The sequence below is a fragment of the Gallalistipes aquisgranensis genome, from assembly GCF_014982715.1.
GTDB lineage: Bacteria > Bacteroidota > Bacteroidia > Bacteroidales > Rikenellaceae > Gallalistipes > Gallalistipes aquisgranensis.
Genome location: NZ_JADCJY010000001.1, coordinates 223,507 through 243,595, shown reverse-complemented (window position 1 = coordinate 243,595; position 20,089 = coordinate 223,507). Strand labels below are relative to the sequence as shown.

General features: G+C 60.5%; 14 protein-coding genes. 6 read left to right on the top strand and 8 right to left on the bottom strand.

All coding sequences use genetic code 11. The features are described 5' to 3' along the window. Positions 1–90: 90 nt before the first annotated feature. Complete coding sequence (locus INF32_RS00835; protein ID WP_226386522.1) at positions 91–2,451, top strand: TonB-dependent receptor; 2,361 nt, start codon at positions 91–93, stop codon at positions 2,449–2,451. Positions 2,452–2,454: 3 nt separating this feature from the next. After that, positions 2,455–3,612 carry a PepSY-associated TM helix domain-containing protein gene (locus tag INF32_RS00830; protein WP_226386521.1) on the top strand — a complete coding sequence of 386 codons (1,158 nt, stop codon included), beginning with the start codon at positions 2,455–2,457 and terminating at the stop codon, positions 3,610–3,612. Positions 3,613–3,701: 89 nt separating this feature from the next. Here INF32_RS00830 and INF32_RS00825 read toward each other — a convergent pair whose 3' ends face one another. Beyond that, positions 3,702–5,018, bottom strand: coding sequence for an acetyl-CoA hydrolase/transferase family protein (locus INF32_RS00825; RefSeq protein ID WP_226386520.1), 1,317 nt, complete (start codon positions 5,016–5,018; stop codon positions 3,702–3,704). 291 nt (positions 5,019–5,309) lie between these two features. Between INF32_RS00825 and INF32_RS00820 the strand changes: the two genes are divergently transcribed. After that, on the top strand, positions 5,310–6,863 hold the full coding sequence (locus INF32_RS00820; RefSeq protein ID WP_226386519.1) for a glycosyltransferase family protein: 1,554 nt from the start codon (positions 5,310–5,312) through the stop codon (positions 6,861–6,863). A gap of 146 nt (positions 6,864–7,009) precedes the next feature. Here INF32_RS00820 and INF32_RS00815 read toward each other — a convergent pair whose 3' ends face one another. The 3 genes from INF32_RS00815 to INF32_RS00805 all read right to left on the bottom strand — a co-directional run bounded on the left by INF32_RS00815 (position 7,010) and on the right by INF32_RS00805 (position 11,097). Continuing rightward, the gene (locus INF32_RS00815) at positions 7,010–8,092 is read right to left on the bottom strand and encodes a phosphotransferase enzyme family protein (protein WP_226386518.1); all 1,083 of its coding nucleotides are present in this window, start codon (positions 8,090–8,092) and stop codon (positions 7,010–7,012) included. A 64-nt stretch (positions 8,093–8,156) separates the two neighbouring features. Continuing rightward, positions 8,157–9,533: a Gfo/Idh/MocA family protein gene (locus INF32_RS00810; RefSeq protein WP_226386517.1), complete on the bottom strand. Its 1,377-nt coding sequence runs from the start codon at positions 9,531–9,533 to the stop codon at positions 8,157–8,159. Between the two features lie 172 nt (positions 9,534–9,705). Further along, positions 9,706–11,097 (bottom strand): FAD-dependent oxidoreductase, encoded by a 1,392-nt coding sequence (locus tag INF32_RS00805; RefSeq protein ID WP_226386516.1) that lies wholly within the window; start codon positions 11,095–11,097, stop codon positions 9,706–9,708. A gap of 292 nt (positions 11,098–11,389) precedes the next feature. Between INF32_RS00805 and INF32_RS00800 the strand changes: the two genes are divergently transcribed. From INF32_RS00800 to INF32_RS00790, 3 genes are all read left to right on the top strand, one after another. Beyond that, complete coding sequence (locus tag INF32_RS00800; RefSeq protein ID WP_226386515.1) at positions 11,390–13,240, top strand: 2-oxoacid:acceptor oxidoreductase subunit alpha; 1,851 nt, start codon at positions 11,390–11,392, stop codon at positions 13,238–13,240. Positions 13,241–13,244: 4 nt separating this feature from the next. Then, positions 13,245–14,276 (top strand): 2-oxoacid:ferredoxin oxidoreductase subunit beta, encoded by a 1,032-nt coding sequence (locus tag INF32_RS00795; protein WP_226386514.1) that lies wholly within the window; start codon positions 13,245–13,247, stop codon positions 14,274–14,276. A 254-nt stretch (positions 14,277–14,530) separates the two neighbouring features. Next, on the top strand, positions 14,531–15,496 hold the full coding sequence (locus INF32_RS00790; protein ID WP_226386513.1) for an alpha/beta hydrolase: 966 nt from the start codon (positions 14,531–14,533) through the stop codon (positions 15,494–15,496). A gap of 114 nt (positions 15,497–15,610) precedes the next feature. On the opposite strand, the gene INF32_RS00785 is transcribed toward INF32_RS00790, so the two are convergent. From INF32_RS00785 to INF32_RS00770, 4 genes are all read right to left on the bottom strand, one after another. Then, a complete protein-coding gene (locus INF32_RS00785) occupies positions 15,611–16,381 on the bottom strand; it encodes a glycerophosphodiester phosphodiesterase (RefSeq protein WP_226386512.1) in 771 nt (256 codons plus the stop codon). Positions 16,382–16,392: 11 nt separating this feature from the next. Further along, entirely contained in the window at positions 16,393–17,205 is an 813-nt protein-coding gene (gene nagB, locus INF32_RS00780; protein ID WP_226386511.1) for a glucosamine-6-phosphate deaminase, read from the bottom strand. A 132-nt stretch (positions 17,206–17,337) separates the two neighbouring features. Next, entirely contained in the window at positions 17,338–19,056 is a 1,719-nt protein-coding gene (locus INF32_RS00775; RefSeq protein ID WP_226386510.1) for an acyl-CoA dehydrogenase family protein, read from the bottom strand. Between the two features lie 8 nt (positions 19,057–19,064). Next, positions 19,065–20,084 (bottom strand): electron transfer flavoprotein subunit alpha/FixB family protein, encoded by a 1,020-nt coding sequence (locus INF32_RS00770; RefSeq protein WP_226386509.1) that lies wholly within the window; start codon positions 20,082–20,084, stop codon positions 19,065–19,067. Positions 20,085–20,089: the final 5 nt, after the last annotated feature.

Genomic DNA, 20,089 nt, shown 5'->3' with positions numbered 1-20,089 from the left:
TCCACCCGCCGATTTAATCATTTTTAGTGATTGCCTCCCCCGGCGGCCCGTCCTATCTTTGCCCCCCGAATTCAAATAATGAAGAGAACCATGAGACGTTTGATTTTGTTGCTGACGGCGTTTGCCGCCGTCATCACCTGCCGGCAGGAAACCTGCGCGGCGGAAGTCGCCCAAAACGGGGGACGCATCACCGGACGGGTACTGTCCCAAAGCGGAGAACCCCTGGTCGGGGCCTCCGTACTGGTGGAGGCCCTGAACACGGGAGATGACACGGACCGTTCCGGCGGTTTCTCCCTCTCGCTGCCGGCCGGAAGACACATGCTGAAAGTCTTTTATCTGGGATATGTCCCCCGGAACATGGAGGTGACGGTCAAGCCGGGCGGGACCGTTTCGCTGAAAGAGATCAGGCTCAAACCTTCCGAAGTGTCGATCGACCAGGTCGTGGTGCACGGCGGATTCAACCGCTTCTCGAAGAAGGAGACCGAAACCGTGGCCCGGATGCCGCTGAAAAACATGGAAAACGCACAAGTCTATAACGTCATTCCCAGGCAGCTCACCCAGGAACAGCTGGTAGTGGACTACAACGACATCCTCCAGAACATCACCGGAGGCAACGTGTCCTCGTCCAACAACTCCAGCAACCAGTCGATGCTGCGCGGTTTCCGGACGTTCAACGGCCTGCGCAACGGCATGGCCTCCTACACGATGATCGCCATCGACCCGGCCAACATCGAGAGTGTCGAGGCGATCAAAGGGCCCGCAGGCACGCTGTTCGGCAACAGCAATGCCAGTCTGGTCACCTTCGGCGGCGTGATGAACCGAGTCACCAAACGTCCGCAGGACCATTTCTTCGGCGAAGCGGGCTTTTCCGCCGGCAGCTGGGGACTCGGACGTTTCACGGTCGACCTCAATACGCCCCTGAACGACGACCGCACCGCCCTGGCCCGCATCAATGCGGCCTACCACACCGAAAACAGCTTCCAGGACATCGGCTACCAGCGCAATTTTCTGATCGCCCCCTCGCTTTCCCTCCGGGTGAACGAACGCCTCAGCCTGCTTTTCGATGCCGAAATCTACCGTACGACCCGATTCCTGCCCGCCAACTTCTCGTACAGCGCCTCGGGCGTGACGTTCGACAACATGAAAGACCTGCCGCTGGATTACCGGACATCGCTCTCGGGCAGCGACCTCGACAGCAAACTCGGCACGAGCAACTTCTTCGCCCAGGCCGACTACAAAATCTCGGAACAGTGGAAATCCACCACCAACTATTCGTATGCCATGACCGAATACTATGATGCCTACCGCCTTTACACCGTATGGCAGACCGACTCGACCGTCATGCGCGGGGTGATGGCCCAGAAACCGCAGCGGCAGATCATGACCTCCCTGCAACAGAATTTCACGGGCGATTTCAAGATCGGACGGATGCGTAACCGGATCGTGACAGGCATCAACTACACCTATTTCAAAGCCGACCTGCGCTACACTTCCGCCCTGCCGTACGACGTGGTCAACATCAACCAGCAACCGTTCAGCGACATTCAGATATCCGAACTCGACCAGATCATCGCCGACAACGGGGGCTACACCCAGCAGCGCAACGAAGAACACAACCTGGGCATCTACGCATCGGACGTACTCGACGTCACCGACCGGCTTTTCGCCATGGCCAGCGTGCGCTACGACTACTACAAGAGCAAAGGCGTCTACATGAACGGAAAGATGACTTCGGATGCCTACGACCAATCGTCGTGGTCGCCCAAATTCGGACTGGTCTATCAGCCCTGGAAGGAACATCTCTCCCTGTTCGCCAACTATACCGACGGCTTCTCCAACCAGAACGGGGCCGACTATTACGGCAAAGTATTCAAACCGCAGCGGGCACGCCAGTGGGAAGGGGGCGTAAAACTCGAAGCGTTCGACAACCGTCTCACGGCCACCCTCAGCTATTACGATATCAACGTGAACAACGTCCTGCGCCAGGACACCGAACACCTGGGTTTCAGCATCCAGGACGGGGAGCGCAGCAGCAAGGGATTCGAAGCCGAAATCGTAGCCAATCCCCTCAGCGGACTGAACCTTCTCTGCGGGTACGGGTACAACGACAGCGAATACACCCGGGCCAACGCCAACGTAGAAGGGAAGCGGCCTCTGGGCACCCCTGTCCACATGGCCAACTTCTGGGTCAGCTACCGGATTCCGGTCGGCATCATGAAAGGTTTCGGCGTAGGCCTGGGCGGCAACTACGCGAGCGACTCCTATCTGAACGACACCAACACGTTCGTCCTCCCGGCATATTTCGTACTGTCGTCCACCGTGTTCTATGAAAAGAACAAATACCGGATCGGCGTCAAGGTGGGTAACCTGACCGACGAAAAATACTGGAGTTACATCGGAAGCCCCCAGAAACCCCGCCACTTCATCTGCAACATCGTCTACAAATTCTGACGGATGTTCCGGAAGATATGCCGCAATCTGCATCGGTGGATCGGACTGCTCGTCTCGCCCGTCATCGTCGTCGTATCGCTGACGGGGGCGCTTCTGGTCTTCGAGGATGAAATCCGGAGTCTCGGGTCCTGCCAATTCGCGGAGACCCGGGATTCCGCTTTTCTGCCTCCGTCCGTATTGGAACGGATCGCCCGGCAAAGCATCGCAGCGCCGGACTCCGCATGGCAGGCCCGGGTAGACTACCGGGGTACGGGACTGTCGGCCGCAGTCATCCTCTTCGGCCGGGGCTCCCTGTACAACGTCTACCTGAACCCCTGCACGGGAGAGGTGCTGAAAACGACCGACCAAAGCCGGGACTTTTTCCGGATCGTCAAATCGGGCCACCGGACGCTGTGGCTGGGCAAAACCGGGAAAACCATCGTCGGGGTCGCCGTCTTCCTCTTCGTGCCGGTCCTGCTCACGGGGCTCGTCTTGTGGTTTCCCCACCGGCCCGGTCTCCAGACCCTGCGCGGCCGGCTGCTCATCCGCCGGGGAACTTCCGCAGCCAAACGGGTCTACGACCTGCACAACGTACCCGGTTTCTACCTTCTCCCCTTCGCACTCCTCCTCGCACTCTCCGGCCTGCTGATCGCCTTCCCCGGACTCGGAGGTCCGGCACCCGGCACCTTCCACTCCCCGGGCCGCACCCCGCAGCCAGAAAGCGCGGTTCCCGGCACCTGGTTCCGGCAGACGGACGCACCCTTCCAGCCGCAGGATTCGGTCGCGGCCATGCTCTTCGCCAGTTCCCCCCGCGGCAGGGAACTGGCTCTCTCCCTGCTCGTCCCTGCTTCCGGCAACGCCCCGATATGGGCCATCGTCAACCCCGGAGCAGACGGCACCGTGGAAGGAGCCGAAACCCGTTTCCGCAGAGAATTCCGCTATTTCGACCGGCATACGCTACGGGAATTGCCGGTCTCCCGGCCCGAGAACCGCCCGTTTCCGGAGGCCTCCGGCCGGGAAAAGCTCCTGCGCATGAATTACGACCTGCACACCGGACGCATCGGGTCGATCTACACGAAGCTGCTCGCCTTCGCCGCTTCACTGGTCTGCGCCAGCCTGCCCGTCACAGGATTCCTGCTTTGGAGACGCCGCACCCGCCTGCCTCGGATGCGGCGGGTATAACCCCCCGAATACATCCATATAAAAACGCAGCGGAACCAGGTTCCGCTGCGTTTTTTATCCCTGTCTGCCGGGGGACGCCCGGCCGGCCGCTATTTGCAGGTCATCTTGATATAGGCGTGATGCGATCCGTAACGCTCGAAAGCGGCCCGGTCGAGTTCCTCGCGGTGATCGGGATGCGCTACGCTGATAATCAGACGGGCGCGCTCCTGCATGCTCTTGCCGTAGAGGTCCACGGCACCGTACTCCGTCACGAACCAGTGCATGTGGGCGCGGGTGGTCACCACGCCGGCACCTTCGGTCAGCGTATTGGCGATCTTGCTCATGCCCTTGTTCGTCACCGAAGGCATGGCCAGGATGGCCTTGCCTCCCTCGGAGCGCGAAGCCCCGTACATGAAGTCGATCTGTCCGCCCACGCCCGAATAGAACTTCGTACCCAGCGAATCGGCGCAGATCTGGCCCGTCAGGTCCACCTGCAGGGCCGAGTTGATGGCCGTCACCTTCGGGTTTTTGGCGATGATGAAGGGATCGTTCGTGTATCCCACATCCATCATGGCCACGCCGGGATTGTTGTCGATGAAGTCGTACACCTTCTGCGAACCCATCAGGAACGTCGAGACCATCTTACCCTTGTCGATCGCCTTGTTGGCGCCGTTTATCACGCCGCTCTCCACCAGCGGCAGCACGCCGTCGGCGAACATTTCGGTATGGATACCCAGGTTCTTGTGGTTGCCCAACTGGGCCAGCACGGCGTTGGGAATCGCCCCGATCCCCATCTGGAGGCAGGCTCCGTCCTCGATCAGCTCGGCGCAGTATTTGCCGATCGCCGTCTCCACCTCGTTGGGCACGGAGAAATGGGCCTCCTCCAGCGGCGTATCGTCCTCCACGAACAGGTCGATCTGCGAAAGGTGCAGGAAAGCATCGCCGAACGAGCGGGGAACATGCCGGTTCACCACGGCGATCACGGTGTCGGCGCACTCCACGGCGGCCAGCGTGGCATCGACCGACGTACCCAGCGACACGTAACCGTGTTTGTCGGGCGGGCATACCTGGATCATGGCCACATTACAGGGCAGCACGCCGCTGCGGTAGAGCTTCTGCGTCTCGCTCAGGAAGACGGGAATGTAGTCGGCATAGCCGCTCTGGGTCACCTTGCGCACGTTGCCGCCCACGAAGAACGAGTCGAGCTGGAAAATCCCCTCGAACTCGGGAGCCGCATAGGGAGCGGGCCCCTCGGTGTGGAGGTGGTGGATGTGGACATGCTCGAACTCCTTGCGGGCACCCCGCTCGCACATGGCCTTGATCAGACACTGGGGAGCGCTGGCCACCGAACTCAGGTGAATGTGGTCGCCGGACTTGATCACCTTCACGGCCTCCTCGGCCGTGGTAAACTTAATCGGGTTATTCATTTCGTTCTATTTCGTTTGAATTAGGAAATTGCACGTTACGGATGACAAAATTAAACAATTTTTCCGCACAAAAACACTTTTCGCGGAAAGTTATCGGGAATAGAGGGAAATGCTCAGGAGGAAGCCCGGCCCCGGAAACGGAACGGTGCACCGGAATCCGTTCTGCCGTATCCGAACGGCATCCCCGTCGTCCCGGCTACCGGACATCCGGCGGGGAATCGGGGCTTTTTTTCAGCCGGAAGATGCGGTATTCAACCGGGTTTTCCTATTTTTGCAGTCTATTGCAAATCCATGCGTCAGTTCCTCAGGAAAATAACCACCGGGCAGATCGTGCTGGCAGGCTGTCTCCTCACGCTGCTCTACGCCCTGCTGAGCCAGGGAACCTATCATTCCGACGAGCATTTCCAGATTCTGGAATATGCCCGCATGAAGCTGTTCGGCACACCCGGCCCGGAGAATCTCGCCTGGGAGTACCCGGCCATGATGCGCCCCGGCCTGCAACCTTTCATCGCCTACTGCGCGGGAGCGATGCTCGATGCGGCGGACCTCTACTCGCCCTTCGTCCACGTGTTTCTCCTCCAGTTGCTGAGCGGCGCCTTCTCCGTCACCGTGCTGATCTTCTTCCTCGGAGCCGTGCGCAGGGAGCTCGGCACGCTCTCCTGGCGGAAATGGTACCTGATCCTCGGACTCTTCCTTTGGTTCATGGCCTATCTCCACGTACACTTCTCCGCCGAAATGTTCTCCGGCAACGCCCTGCTTCTGCTCGCGGGTCTCTTCCTGCGGTATCGCCGCGACGACTGCGACCGGAAGGAGTTTCTCCGGGGCGTGGCCCTGGGACTGGCTGCCGGCCTCGCCTTCATCGTCAAATTCCAGACAGGATTCGCCCTGGCAGGCTTCGGTCTCTGGCTGCTCTTCTTCCACCGGCGGTGGAGACTCTACGCCGGCATCGCCGCGGGATTCATCGTCATGCTGGGCGTGGGGGCCCTGGCCGACCACTGGCTTTACGGGGAGTGGGTCTGCACCCCGGTCAACTACCTGCGGGAGAACATCCTGAACGGAGAGATGGACAAATTCGGCCGCGAACCGTGGTGGTACTACCTGACGGCGCCGATTCTGGAAGGCGGCATCGTTTTCGGCCTGCTGGCCGCGGTCGCCACGCTCTACTTTTTCGTCCGGCACCCCCGGCATGTGGTTACCTGGATGCTCGTACCGTTCCTGTTCGTCCACTTTTTCCTGGGGCACAAGGAACTCCGGTTCTTCTTTCCGGTCCTCTTCTTCTCCCCGTGGTTCATCGTTCTGATGATCCGGAACCTGCCGCGCCGGATCGTCGACAGCCGCCCGTGGCGTTATACGGTCGCCCTGCTGGCCGTGCTCAACTTCTGCGCCATGGCCTACCCGCTGACGATCGACACGCCCGACATCTATTTTTTCAAGATGATGCGGAAATACTGCGACGGCAAAGAACGCGTGACGGTGCTGATTCCCTACGGCGAACGGACATATTATTCGATCTTCCAGAATATCGGCACGCCGAGAATGACGATCGCCACCTTCTACATGCCCGACAACATGCGCTGGGAATGTCCCCCGCCCGGCGAACCGCTCGAAAAGCGGGCGCGCGAACTCTCCGGAGAGGGGACGCAGGTGATCGTCCTCTCCGCCGACCCCGGACTGGACGGAAGCAGCTCCCTTCCGCTCCGCAAAATCACGTGGAGCCCCTATCCCCGCTGGGTCATCCGCTACTTCAATTTCAACGACTGGACACGGTTCACCGTCCGGAGCAAAAACATCTACGAACTGGTTCCCGCCCGGACCTCCGCCCCGGACAACGGGTCCGCCCGCTGAACGCACCGGGACACCGCCCCTGTCTCCGGGATCGCCCGAAAAACGGCGGACACCCCGCCGGCTCCGTGTCGCAGGTTGTCCGCCGTTTCCAACGCATAGACGCTCCCCTGCCGGAAGATCGCCGGAGAGGCGGCGCCCGCAGTCCGTCAGAGCGAAGCGATAAAGGCCGCCATCTCCGGTTCGCGCTCCTCGATCCGCTGCAACAGGCGGAACTGGGCCAGCGACCGCTGGCGGTTATGTTCGGGATAGGCGGTCTTGTAATAGTGGTCGCCGTCCAGATAGTCGGTCAGGAAACGGACCGTCTGCATGTAGGTCAGCAGCCTGGCCCCGAAGGGAAGCAGCTCCTTTTCGACCGGGGTGAGGAAATCGGCTGTGGAGGCCACGTACCCGCGGGAGAAAGCCCGGAAAATCTCCATGTCCACCCCGACCCGGTCCAGGTCGGGATCGTCCTCGGCTCCCGTATTGGCCGCCGTGCGGATGAAGTCGCCGAAATCGGAGATCACGAAGCCGGGCATCGTCGTATCGAGGTCGATCACACACAGCGGACGGTCCTCCTCGTCGAACAGCACGTTGTTGATCTTCGTATCGCAGTGCGACACCCGTTTGGGCAGCACGCCCTGCCGGTACAGCTCTTCGGCCCGGCACATCGGCCCGCTGCGCGACAACAGCTCGTCCACCAGCCAGTTCACGTCGGCAAGGCGTCCCGCAGGATCGCGCCGGACCGTCTCCCGGAAAGTCCGCAACCGGAATTCGATGTTGTGGAAATCGGGAATCGTGGCGCCCAGCGCCCCTTCCGGCAGGTCGGAAAGCATCGACTGGAAACGGCCGAACGCCACACCCGTATCGTAAGCCAGCCGGGGATCGTCGATCGACTCATGGGTCCGCGAACGCGGCACGAGCACCATCACCCGCCAATAGTCCTCGCCCTCTTTCAGGTAGAGGGCCCCGTCCCGCAGGGGAATCAGCCTCACCACCTTCCGGTCGGGCTCCGCCTCGCCCGCCTCGACGAGCTTGCGGCGGATGTGGGAAGTGATATGTTCGATGTTCCGCTGCAACAACTCCACATCGCGGAACACATGGTGGTTGATCCGTTGCAGCACGTAGTCGGGACCGTCGTCCGCCGTCTCCATGCGGTAGGTATCGTTGACCAGTCCGCTGCCCAGCGGGGCGATGCGGACGATCGGGGCGGGTATCTCGAACCGCCCGGCAATTTGCATCAGTCTATCCATACGTTTCGGGCCCGGAGGTCATCGCCGGACACTCCAAATATACGCAAATTGTCCGAAACCGCAACTATTCCGCCAGTTTAAGCCCCTTCAGTTTGTCCCAGGCTCCGCGCGTGAAGTCGGGAACCGGAACGGGCTGCCCGCCCCGGCGCACGGACTCCTCCGTGAGGGGCACCAGCACCGACCATTCCGCCGCATCGTAGACGTCCTGGTCCAGCGGAAGACCGTTGCGCAGACAGTAGACCAGCCGATAGTCCATGATGAAGTCCATGCCTCCGTGGCCGCCCACCCGCCGGGCCTGCTCCCCCACCTCGCGGGTGATCGGATGCTCGTATTTGGCCAGCGTATCGCGCAGCTGTTCCGCCGGAAGGAAACGATGGGTGTCGGGCGGCAGGGCGATCCCCTGCACCGGATACTTCTGGGCGAACCCGCGCGTGCCGCTCACCGTGTGCAGACGGCTGTACGGACGGGGCGAAGTGACGTCGTGCTGGATCATGATCGTCTTGCCGCGCGCCGTACGGATCAGCGTGGTATTCATGTCGCCCAGCCGGTACTCCTCTTCCGCCTGCGGGGAGCCGGCACCGAAACGCCGGACCGCCTCCTCGCTCAGGCCGAACTGGTCCGAGGAGAGCGACACCAGGTATTCCATGCGGTCGCCGCGGTGGATGTTCAGAATCTGGCAGACGGGGCCCAGCCCGTGAGTGGGATAGGGATTGCCCGTATGGGCCGCATTGTATTTCAGGCGCCACATGTCATGGTAGAAATCGGGACTGAAATTGTTGTTGCGCAGATCGTGTATATAGGCACCCTCCACATGGACGATCTCACCGAAAAGACCCTTCTGGGCCATGTTCAGCGTGGTCATTTCGAAGAAATCGTAACAACAGTTCTCCAGCATCATGCAGTGGCGGCGGGTCTGCTCGGCGGCATCCACCAGCTGCCAGCACTCCTCCACCGTGAGGGCCGCCGGCACCTCCACGGCCACGTGCTTGCCCTGCCGCATGGCATAGACCGCCATCGGGGTATGGGTGCTCCAGTCGGTGCAGATATAGACCAGATCGACATCCGGCCGCTCGCACACCTTCTTCCAATCCTCGTCCGAAGCGTAATACCCGGCGGCGGCCGGCAAACCCGCCTTCGCCAGTGTCGCCTGGCTCCGGTCCACATACTCTTTCACCAGATCGCACAGGGCCACTACACGCACCCCCTCCAGATGGGTGAAACGCTTGACGGCCTCCTTTCCCCTGTTGCCCAATCCGATAAAGGCCACCCGCACGGTATCCAGCGCAGGACAGCGCAGGCCCAACACGTCGGTCTGCCCCTCGGCACGGGGCGGAACGGCACAGGAAACGGACTCCTCCCTGACGGCCGGACCGCAGCAGGAAGATAGCAATACGGCAGCCAGCAACGCGGCGACCGACGAAAGAGACAGAATTCTTTTCATATCGTATACAGTTTTAAGGTTTCGGAGTTTTCCGGGTACAAATAAAACGAAAATCCGCGGAACCGACCGGGCAAGATCGGACGGGATACGGTATCAGATCGTCCGGACAGCACTTTTTCCCTCCGCCGCACCTCCGCCTCAAAAGGGAAGAAACGATCCGTTCCTCCCCCGGTCAACCTTCCTCTCCGGCCTCCGCCCGGTAGACCCCGACCGGCACCTCCTGGGGCAGACAGCCGTTCAACACCGCATAGGCCGCCACCTTGCCCGCGGCTTCGCCCATCGGAACGGCGTTCCCGGTGACACGGTAGCTGGCATGGGCCATGAAATCGCCGCTGATGCAGCGCCCCGCCATCATCAGCCCGGCGACGTCCCTGGCGATGAGCGCCCTCAACGGAATATCGTACGGTTTCGTCTTATAGGTCTTGGAGTAAAGCTCCTTCGATTCGTTCGCATGGGACACCGGGTGCACGTCCACGGGAAAAGTGACGCGGCAGACGGCATCCCCGTGGCGCCGGCCCTCGATGACGTCCTGTACCGTCACGGTATAGAGCCCGTGTATCCGCCGGCCTTCCCGTATGCCGATCTGCGCGGCGGTCGAGACGATCCTCGCGTTTTTCCACACTCCTCCGTTCGCCCTCATCGCCTGTACGACCCGGTGCATCTCCCTCCGGGCCCGGAGCGTGGCCTCGGTGAGGTCATCGGCGTCGAAGGGGCTGTACCCGTATTCGTGATTGGCCCCGAGGATGAAGCGGTCTTCGCTCACCGGTCCCATACTGGGCCTTTTGTTGGAGAGGATATGCCCCCCGTTCTCGATCAGCGCCAGCAGCCGTTTCTTCGACTCCATGTTCACATCCCCGTCCCATCGCACATATTCCTTGATCTCCCCGAAATCCAGCCCTCCGACCTCGACGCCCAGGCTCATCGGCTGCGCGGTCGAATCGTGTTCCGGATCGCCGAACTCGAAGCCGCAGCCCGAAAAGGCGGCCAGGTCGCCGTCGCCCGTCGCATCCACGAATATCCTGCCGGCCCAAGCCTCCCGCCCCGATTTGGATTCCGTAACGATATGCGTAATGCGGCCGGAGGACTTCACCGCCCCCACCACCCGCGTATGCATCCTGATCCGGACACCCGCCTCCTGGCAATACTCCTCCAGCAGCAGCTTCATCGCCTCCGCGTCGAACGACAGGGAACTGCCCGTCGGAATGGGCGAGACCGCTCCCCGGGCTCGCAGGTCCGCGATCAACCGGGTGAAAAAGCCGCTCTTGTTCCGGTAGTCCAGAATCCAGCTCAGCAGTCCTGCCGTCCAGACCCCTCCCAGACAACCGTTATTCTCCACCAGCAGCGTCGATGCTCCCGCCCGGGCCGCTTCGATGGCCGCGGCGACGCCGGCGGGACCGGCCCCGCAGACGACGACGTCCACGCTCGCACTGACCGGAATGTCTCTCTTTTCCTCCGTAATACAGTTGTCCGGCGACTGCCGGCACGAATTCAATGCGGATGCGGGAAGGAGCGAAGAGGCCAGCAGGCCCATTCCTCCCGTTTTAAGAAATTGACGTCGATTCATAAGAGCAGGTTAGTTTTATCAGGTTAGTTTTCGTTATCGAGTCCATAAATATAGGCATTTTGCGGCGAAATCGCCGTCCGCAACCACGATTTCACACAAATTCTTCCCCGTTTCCGGGGCCAGGGACAGGGTCCCCTCCCTCCGTCCGCCCCGCCCCGGCACGGAAGAAAAAACGGAAACGGACAAAATACACGCGAAATTTTAACCGCATTTTATAAATTGGATAATAAATTCACTATCTTTCGGCACTAATCATAACAAATTCTAACTAACTTCAAGTCATCTCATCATCATGGACAAATCACACATAGTTGAGTTGGACGATGTGGTCATCCGCTTCTCGGGCGACTCCGGCGACGGTATGCAGCTGACCGGAACGCTCTTTTCGGACACCTCCGCCTTCCTGGGAAACGGAATCTCCACGTTTCCCGACTATCCGGCCGAAATCCGGGCCCCGCAGGGCACCGTATCGGGCGTGTCGGGCTTTCAGGTTCACTTCGGCAGCCGCAAGGTGAGCACGCCGGGCGACTTCTGCGACGTACTGGTGGCCATGAACCCCGCCGCACTGAAGGCCAATGCCTGCTGGCTCAAGCGGGGCGCCACGATTATCGTGGACAACGACACCTTCACCGAGAAACACATCGAGAAGGCCGGATTCCAGACCGACGATCCGATCCGGGAGCTCAACCTGGAAAACTACAACATCGTCCGGCCCGACATCACGACCATGACACGCGAGGCCCTGAAAGAGATCGACCTCGACCCCAAGAGCATCACCAAGTGCAAGAACATGTTCGCGCTGGGCATCTGCTTCTTCGTCTATCACCGGCCGATGGAGCACACCGAACACTATATCGACACCAAGTTCTCGAAGAAAAACCCGCTCGTGGCCACGGCCAACAAACTGGCCCTGCAGGCGGGGTATAACTATGCGGCCAATACGCATGCCTTCGCCAACACGTTCGACGTGCAGCCGGCCGACCTGCCCAAAGGCACCTACCGCAGCATCAGCGGCAACCAGGCCACGGCATGGGGATTCATCGCCGCCTCCGAGAAGAGCGGACGTCCGCTCTTCTGCGGCTCCTACCCCATCACCCCGGCCACGGTCATCCTCGAAGAGCTGGCCAAGCGCAAGGACCTCGGCGTGAAGACCCTTCAGGCCGAAGACGAAATCGCGGGCATCTGCACCGCCATCGGGGCTTCGTTCGCCGGCAACTTCGCCGTGACGACCACCTCCGGTCCGGGCCTTTCGCTCAAGTCGGAAGCCATCGGGCTGGCCGTAATGACCGAACTGCCGCTGGTGATCGTGGACGTACAGCGCGGAGGCCCCTCCACGGGGCTGCCCACCAAGCCCGAGCAGGCCGACCTCTACCAGGCCCTGTGGGGACGCAACGGCGAATGTCCGCTGGTGGTGATCGCCGCCAGCACCCCGTCCGACTGCTTCGACTACGCTTTCCGGGCCGGCAAGATCGCCATGGAGCACATGACCCCCGTGCTGATGCTGTCGGACGGTTTCATTGCCAACGGCAGCGAACCGTGGCGGATTCCCTCGATGGCCGACTATCCGAAGATCAATCCGCCCATCCTCCACAAGGCACCCGAGGGAGGATACATGCCCTACCGCCGTGACCCCAAACGGCTGGCCCGCTACTGGGCGCTTCCGGGTACGAAAGGGGTGGAGCACCGCGTCGGCGGTCTCGAAAAGGATTTCCTGAAGGGAAGCGTGTCGCATAACCCGGCCAATCACCAGAACATGGTGAACATCCGGGCGGAGAAGGTGGCCCGCGTGGCCGACTTCATCCCCAAACAGAGCGTGATGGGCAAAAAGAGCGGCGACCTGCTGGTCGTGGGCTGGGGCGGCACCTACGGGCACCTCTCGACGGCCGTGTCCGACCTGCAGAAGGAGGGCAAAAGCGTCTCGCTGTGCCATTTCAACTACATCAATCCCCTGCCGCACGGCGTGCGCGACATCTTCAGACGATTCAAGAAGATCGTGGTCTGCGAGCTCAACATGGGACAGTTCGCCAACTACCTGCGCATGAACTTCCAGGAGTTCGAGTACCTGCAATACAACAAGGTGCAGGGTCTGCCTTTCACCGTCACGGAACTGAAAGAGAAATTCAACAGTCTTTTAACCGAATAATGCCATGAACGACCAATATAAATATACCCCTGCGGATTTCAAGAGCGACCAGGAGGTCAAGTGGTGTCCCGGATGCGGCGACCACGCTATCCTCAGTTCCGTGCTCAAAGCGCTGCCCGAAGTGGCCGAAGCCTTAAAATACAAGCACGAACGGTTTACCTTCGTATCGGGAATCGGCTGTTCGTCCCGTTTTCCCTACTACATGAACACCTTCGGGTTCCACGGCATCCACGGCCGGGCCTCGGCCATCGCCACGGGCGTGAAGGTGGCCAACCCGAAACTCACCGTGTGGGTCCCCACCGGCGACGGCGACTCGCTGGCCATCGGCGGCAACCATTTCATCCACGCCGTGCGCCGCAACATCGACATCAACATCCTGCTCTTCAACAACGAGATCTACGGCCTGACCAAAGGGCAGTATTCGCCCACCTCGAAACTGGGCAAGGTGACCAAGACCTCCCCATTCGGCACGATCGAACACCCGTTCACCCCCGGCGAGCTGGTGCTCGGGGCACGGGGCACGTTCTTCGCCCGCTCGGTGGACGCCGAAGTGGGGCTGACGAAGGACTGCCTGGTGGCCGCAGCCAAACACGACGGGACCTCCGTGGTGGAGGTTCTTCAGAACTGCGTGATATTCAACGACAAGACACACGCCGATTTCGCTCTCGACAAAGAGACCCGCGCCGAGCACACCATCGTGCTGAAACACGGCGAAAAGATGGTTTTCGGCAAGAACCGCGACAAGGGTCTCGTGCAGATCGGCATGAAACTGATGGTGGTCAAAATCGGCGAGGGCGGCGTGACGATCGACGACATTCTCACCCACAACGCCCATGAGCCCAATCCGGGCGTACACATGATGCTGGTCAACATGCGCTACCCGAACTATCCCGTGGCGCTGGGCGTGATCCGCGACGTACCCGACCACACCTACGACGACAATTTCTACGACCAGGTGGAGAGCGTCAAATCGAAACGTGCCATCCGGTGCGTCGACGACCTGCTCCACAGCGGGGAGACGTGGGAGATCAAATAAACCGCTCCCGCACCGTCATTTTCAAGGAGGATACCGATAACAGGGTATCCTCCTTTCGCATCCGGCAGAGCGGTCTCCGTCCGCTCCCCTTCTCTCCGCAAACCTCAGGAGTACGACAACCGGAATCGGGGTACATTTATCCGTAATCTGTCTACTGTCCGGACGGAGAAGGGAGGCTATCTTTGCGGTGAAAAACCGAAACCTCCGAACCGATGAAAAAATTCATTCCGACCGTTTTATCCATTCTGACAATTATGAATACCTCTCAAGCACGACACAACGACAAAACGTTCGCTCCCAGCGACAAGGTGACGGTCGAGCGCGTCCTTTTCCACAACCGTTTCGGCATCACGCTCGCCGCCGACATGTACATTCCCAGAAATGCCACGGGCAAACTGCCCGCCATAGCCGTCAGCGGACCTTTCGGTGCGGTAAAGGAACAGGCATCGGGACTGTATGCCCAGACGCTGGCCGAACGCGGATTCCTCACGATCGCCTTCGACCCCTCCTACACCGGGGAGAGCAGCGGAGAACCCCGTTACGTGGCTTCGCCCGACATCAATACGGAAGACTTCTGTGCGGCGGTCGATTTCCTTTCGACACACGAAAAAGCGGACCCGGGACGGATCGGTATCCTCGGCATCTGCGGTTGGGGTGGCATGGCACTCAATGCGGCCGCCATCGACACGCGGATCAAGGCCACCGTCGCCGTCACGATGTACGACATGAGCCGCGTCAACGCCCGGGGCTATTTCGATGCGATGGATGCCAATGCCCGCTACGAACTGCGCAAACAGCTCAACACCCAACGCACGGAAGACTACCGCAACGGCACCTATGCGCTGGCCGGCGGCGTAGCGGACCCGCTGCCCGAGGATGCCCCGCAGTTCGTAAAAGACTACCACGCCTATTACAAGACCGAACGCGGCTACCATCCTCGCTCGCTCAATTCGAACGGCGGTTGGAACAAGACGTCGGCCCTTTCGTTCATCAACACGCCTCTGCTCACGTACAGCGACGAAATCCGGAGCGCCGTTCTGGTCATCCACGGCGAAAAAGCCCACTCCCGCTACTTCAGCGAAGACGCATTCAAGCAGTTGAAAGGCGACAACAAGGAGCTGCTGATCGTCCCCGGTGCCAGCCATGTCGATCTGTACGACAACATGGAAAAGATTCCGTTCGACCGGATCGCAACATTCTTCCGGGACTATCTCCGATAGCAGGCAACCGGCAGCCCCGGCGATACGCACCCGGGAAAACCCTTCCTCCGCAGGATACAGAAGCGGGGTGTCCGACGAAATCGGACACCCCGCTTTGCATATCCCGGGACCGGGCTACTTTCCGCGCAGGATTTTTTCCACAAGCAGCGGTTCGTCGGTCGTGATATACCCGGCACCGTTCTCCGTCACGAACCGAATATCCTCCATCCGGTTCACGGTCCAGACATTCGTACGGACACGGTTTTTCCGGGCCTCGGAGAACCATTCCGGATGGCGGCGCATCTTCCCGACCGAATAGTCCAGCCCGGTACACCCCATCCTTTTCAGCTCTTCCGGAGCGATGTCCCCGTTGAGATAGGCCACTTTCAGTTTCGGGTCGCGCCGGAGCAACTCCTCCACGATCCGGCGGCTGAAAGCGATATATTCCACCTGCCGTGCGACGCCGGCCCGCTCCACTTCCCGGAGCACGACTTCCACGCTGCGAAGCTCGTGTTCCGCCGAACGGGCCGATTTGAGTTCCAGAATCAGCTTCAGTTCCGGATGCCTCTTCCCCTCGGCCAGGTATTCGGCCAGCGTCGGCATCCGTTCGCCGTTGCGCAGGCGTACGTCACGGAATTCGGCATAGGGCGTATTTTCGATCCGTTTCCCGCCGATCACGGGATCATGGTTGACGACGGCCACACCGTCCGAAGTGACATTCACGTCGAACTCGCTCCCCCACAGGCCGCACCGGGCCGCCAGACGCAGCGAAGCGATCGAATTCTGGGCCGAACCCTCCCATTTCCAGAAACCGCGGTGGGCGATCACCTTCGGCCGGGCACAACGGGCCGCCGAGGCGAACAGCACACCGGCCAGCAGCAACGATACGGCGACAATCCGTTTCATCGCAGGACAGTTTACAGAGTGATGCTCTGCGGGTCGATATGCTCCCGCTCTATATCCTTGAAGTAGCGGAACGTTCCGACCTTGAGCTCGTAGGTGGCCTCTTCGTCGCAGACGATGATCCCTTTGGGATGGGTCTGAAGGGCACTCACCGTCCAGGCATGGTTGTACCCCTCCTCTACCACATGGTGCAGGGCACGGGCCTTGTTATACCCCGTGACGAGAATCATCACCTCGCGGGCGTCGAGCACAGTCCCTACGCCCACGGTCAGGGCCGTCTTGGGCACCCGGTCGATGTCGCCGCCGAAAAAGCGCGAATTGGCCACCAGCGTGTCGTGCGTGAGGGTTTTCACCCGCGTACGCGAAGTCATCGAGGAAAAGGGTTCGTTGAAGGCGATATGGCCGTCGGGCCCGATTCCCCCCATGAACAGGTCGATGCCGCCCTGTGCAGCGATCCGCTCCTCGTACGAACGGCACTCGGCCTCCAGATCGGCGGCATTTCCGTTCAGGATGTTGACGTTTTCGGGTCGGATATCCACCGAGCTGAAGAAATTGTTCCACATGAACGAATGGTAGCTTTCGGGATGCTCTTCGGGCAGTCCCACGTACTCGTCCATATTGAAAGTCACCACGTTCTCGAAAGAGACCTTCCCCTCGCGGTGCAGGCGGATCAGTTCGGCATAGGTTTTCAGCGGCGTGGAACCCGTGGGCAGACCCAGCACGAAAGGCCGGTCGCTGATACGGGCATGGGAATTGATTTTCGAAGCGATATACCGGGCGGCCCAGCTGGCCACGGCATCGCTTTTCTCCTGAATAATAACTCTCATATCGGTTAGGGATTTGATGGTTCGATCTGTCCACAAAGATACACTTTTCGGTACGATTACCAAACGCTTATCCCGAAAACGGGAAAGCCGTCTCCCGAGGGAGACGGCTTTCCTGCCGGATCGTTCCGGCTGCTAATGTTCGTCCAGCACCTGCTTGAACAGGTCGATGTCGCCGCAGCACGAATGGGCAATGTACTCCGCGGCGGCCCGGTTCTGAGCCTGTCCGTACTTGGAGTAGACAACGGCGGACGTACGGTACTCATCCACCTCGGCCGCCTGACGCAGCAACAGGTGCGACAAGATGATATGACCGGCCATCTCCACCATGCGGCGGGCATGGAAGTCGATCACCTCGTTGTCGCCGGTGGAGACCACCTTCTCCACCGTCTTCTCGTACTCCTCGCGCATGGCCACCAGGCGCTTGCGGATCTGGTCCAGATCGCCTGGACATTCGGCCTTCTCATACTCCATGATCTGGGAGAGATAGGTTCCCGTGGTCACGTGACGGATGGCAGCGACCACCTGCAACTGACTCGTACCCTCGTAGATATTGGTGATACGGGCATCGCGGTAGATACGCTGGATCGGATAGTCGTGCATGTAGCCCGAACCGCCGTGAATCTGAAGGGCGTCGTAAGCCAGCTGGTTGCAGTATTCGCTGCTCATCAGCTTCAGCAGCGGCGTGAAAGCGTCGGCCAGACGGGTGTAGGCCTTCATCTCGGCGCGTTCCTCCGCCTCCAGTTTACGCTCGTGGCTGATGTGCGTATAGGTCTTGTAGAGCTGCACGAAACGGGTGGTCTCGTAGAGCATCGCCCGCGAAGCCTGCAGTTTGGCCTTCATGTTGGTCAGCATCTCGAATACGGCGGGGAATTCGATGATCGGCTTGCCGAACTGCTCCCGCTCATGCGCATACTTGAGCGCCTCGCGGTAGGCGGCCTCGGAAAGGCCGGTCGACTGGGCGCCGATGCCCAGACGGGCGGCGTTCATCAGCGACATCACGTATTTGATCAGACCCATCTTGCGGTCGCCGACCAGTTTGGCCGGGGCATTGGTGAAGACCAGTTCGCAGGTGGGCGACCCCTTGATACCCAGTTTGTGCTCGATTCGGCGCACCTTCACGGCATTGTCGCGCTTGTCATACACGAACATCGACAGGCCGCGGGCATCGGTCGTACCCTCTTCGGAACGGGCCAATACCAGCGAAATATCGCCGTCACCGTTGGTGATGAAGCGTTTCACGCCGTTGAGCAGCCACGTTCCCCGGGCCTCGTCCCACGTGGCCTTGAGCATCACGGCCTGCAGGTCGCTGCCGGCATCGGGCTCGGTGAGGTCCATGGCGCAGGTCTCTCCGCGCGAGACGCGGGGCAGGAACTCGGCCTTGAGCTCTTCGCTGGCGAACTCGTTCAGCGTCTCGGCACAGTCCTGAAGCCCCCAGATGTTCTCGAATCCGGCATCGGCACGGGCCACCATCTCGTTGGCCATCACGAAGCAGATCAGCGGCAGGTTCAGCCCCTCGTACTTGCGGGGCAGCGTCATGCCGAACAGACCGGCCTTGGTGACCGCCTCGATGTTTCTGGCGGTTCCGGGAGCGTAGACCACGTGGTCGTTCACCACCTTCGGGCCCTCTTCGTCCACCCCTTCGGCATTGGGGGCGATCACGTCGCCGCACACTTCGCCGGTGATGGTCAGTACCCGGCGGTAGTTGTCCATCGCGTCCTCGAAATCGGCCGGGGCGTAGTCATACACATCCTTCTCGGCAAAACCCCGCTCCTGAAGCTCCACCAGCTTCTTCATCAGGGGATGCTCCAGATGATACTGCAAATCTTTATTATCTAAAAAAAAGTTGGCCATATCCGTGCTTATTTAGAGTTTTGCTTGTAATACTTAATCATCTTGGGGATCACCTCCATCACGTCGCCCACGATGGCGTAGTCGGCGATCTTGTTGATCGGGGCGTCCGGATCGGTATTGATCGAAATGATCATCGACGACTGGTCCATACCGGCCGTATGCTGGATCTGGCCCGAAATACCGCAGGCGATATAGAGCTTCGGACGGACCGTCACTCCGGTCTGCCCCACCTGACGGGCATGGTCGGCGAACCCGGCGTCCACGGCGGCACGCGAAGCGCCCACCTCGGCCCCCAGGACCTCGGCCAGTTCGAACAGCAGGCCGAAATTCTCCTTCGACCCCATGCCGTATCCGCCCGAAACGAGCACGGCCGAACTCTTGATGTCGATCTTGCGCTCCTCCATCTGGCGGTCGATGATCTTCACCACGAGATCGGTATCCTTCAGGTATTTCTTCACGTCCACCCGTTTCACCTCACCGGCGCCGGGGGTCTTGGCCGCCTCTTTCTTCATCACGCCCTCGCGTACCGTGGCCATCTGGGGACGGTGGTCGGGATTGACGATCGTGGCAATGATGTTGCCTCCGAATGCGGGACGGATCTGATACAGCAGGTTCTTGTATTCCGTGCCGCTCTTGGCATCCGTATGGTCGCCGATCACCAGACTGGTGCAGTCGGCCGTCAGACCGCTGTGCAGGGCCGACGAAACGCGGGGGCCCAGGTCGCGTCCCACGGGCGTGGCACCGAACAGGGCGATCTGCGGCTTCTCCTCCTCGAACACACCGCACACGACGGAGGTGTGGGGCAGCGTACGGTAAGGTGCCAGCTCCTTGTCGTCGGCCACCCACACGGTGTCGGCACCGTATTTGGCCAGTTCCTTCTCCACGCCGTCCAGTCCCTCGCCCAGCACAAGGGCCTCCAGTTTGCACCCCAGCGTATCGGCCAGTTCACGGCCTTTGGTCAGCAGCTCGAGGCTCACGTCGGCGACCTTGCCGCTCTCTATTTCGCAATATACAAATATGTTGTTCATAATAC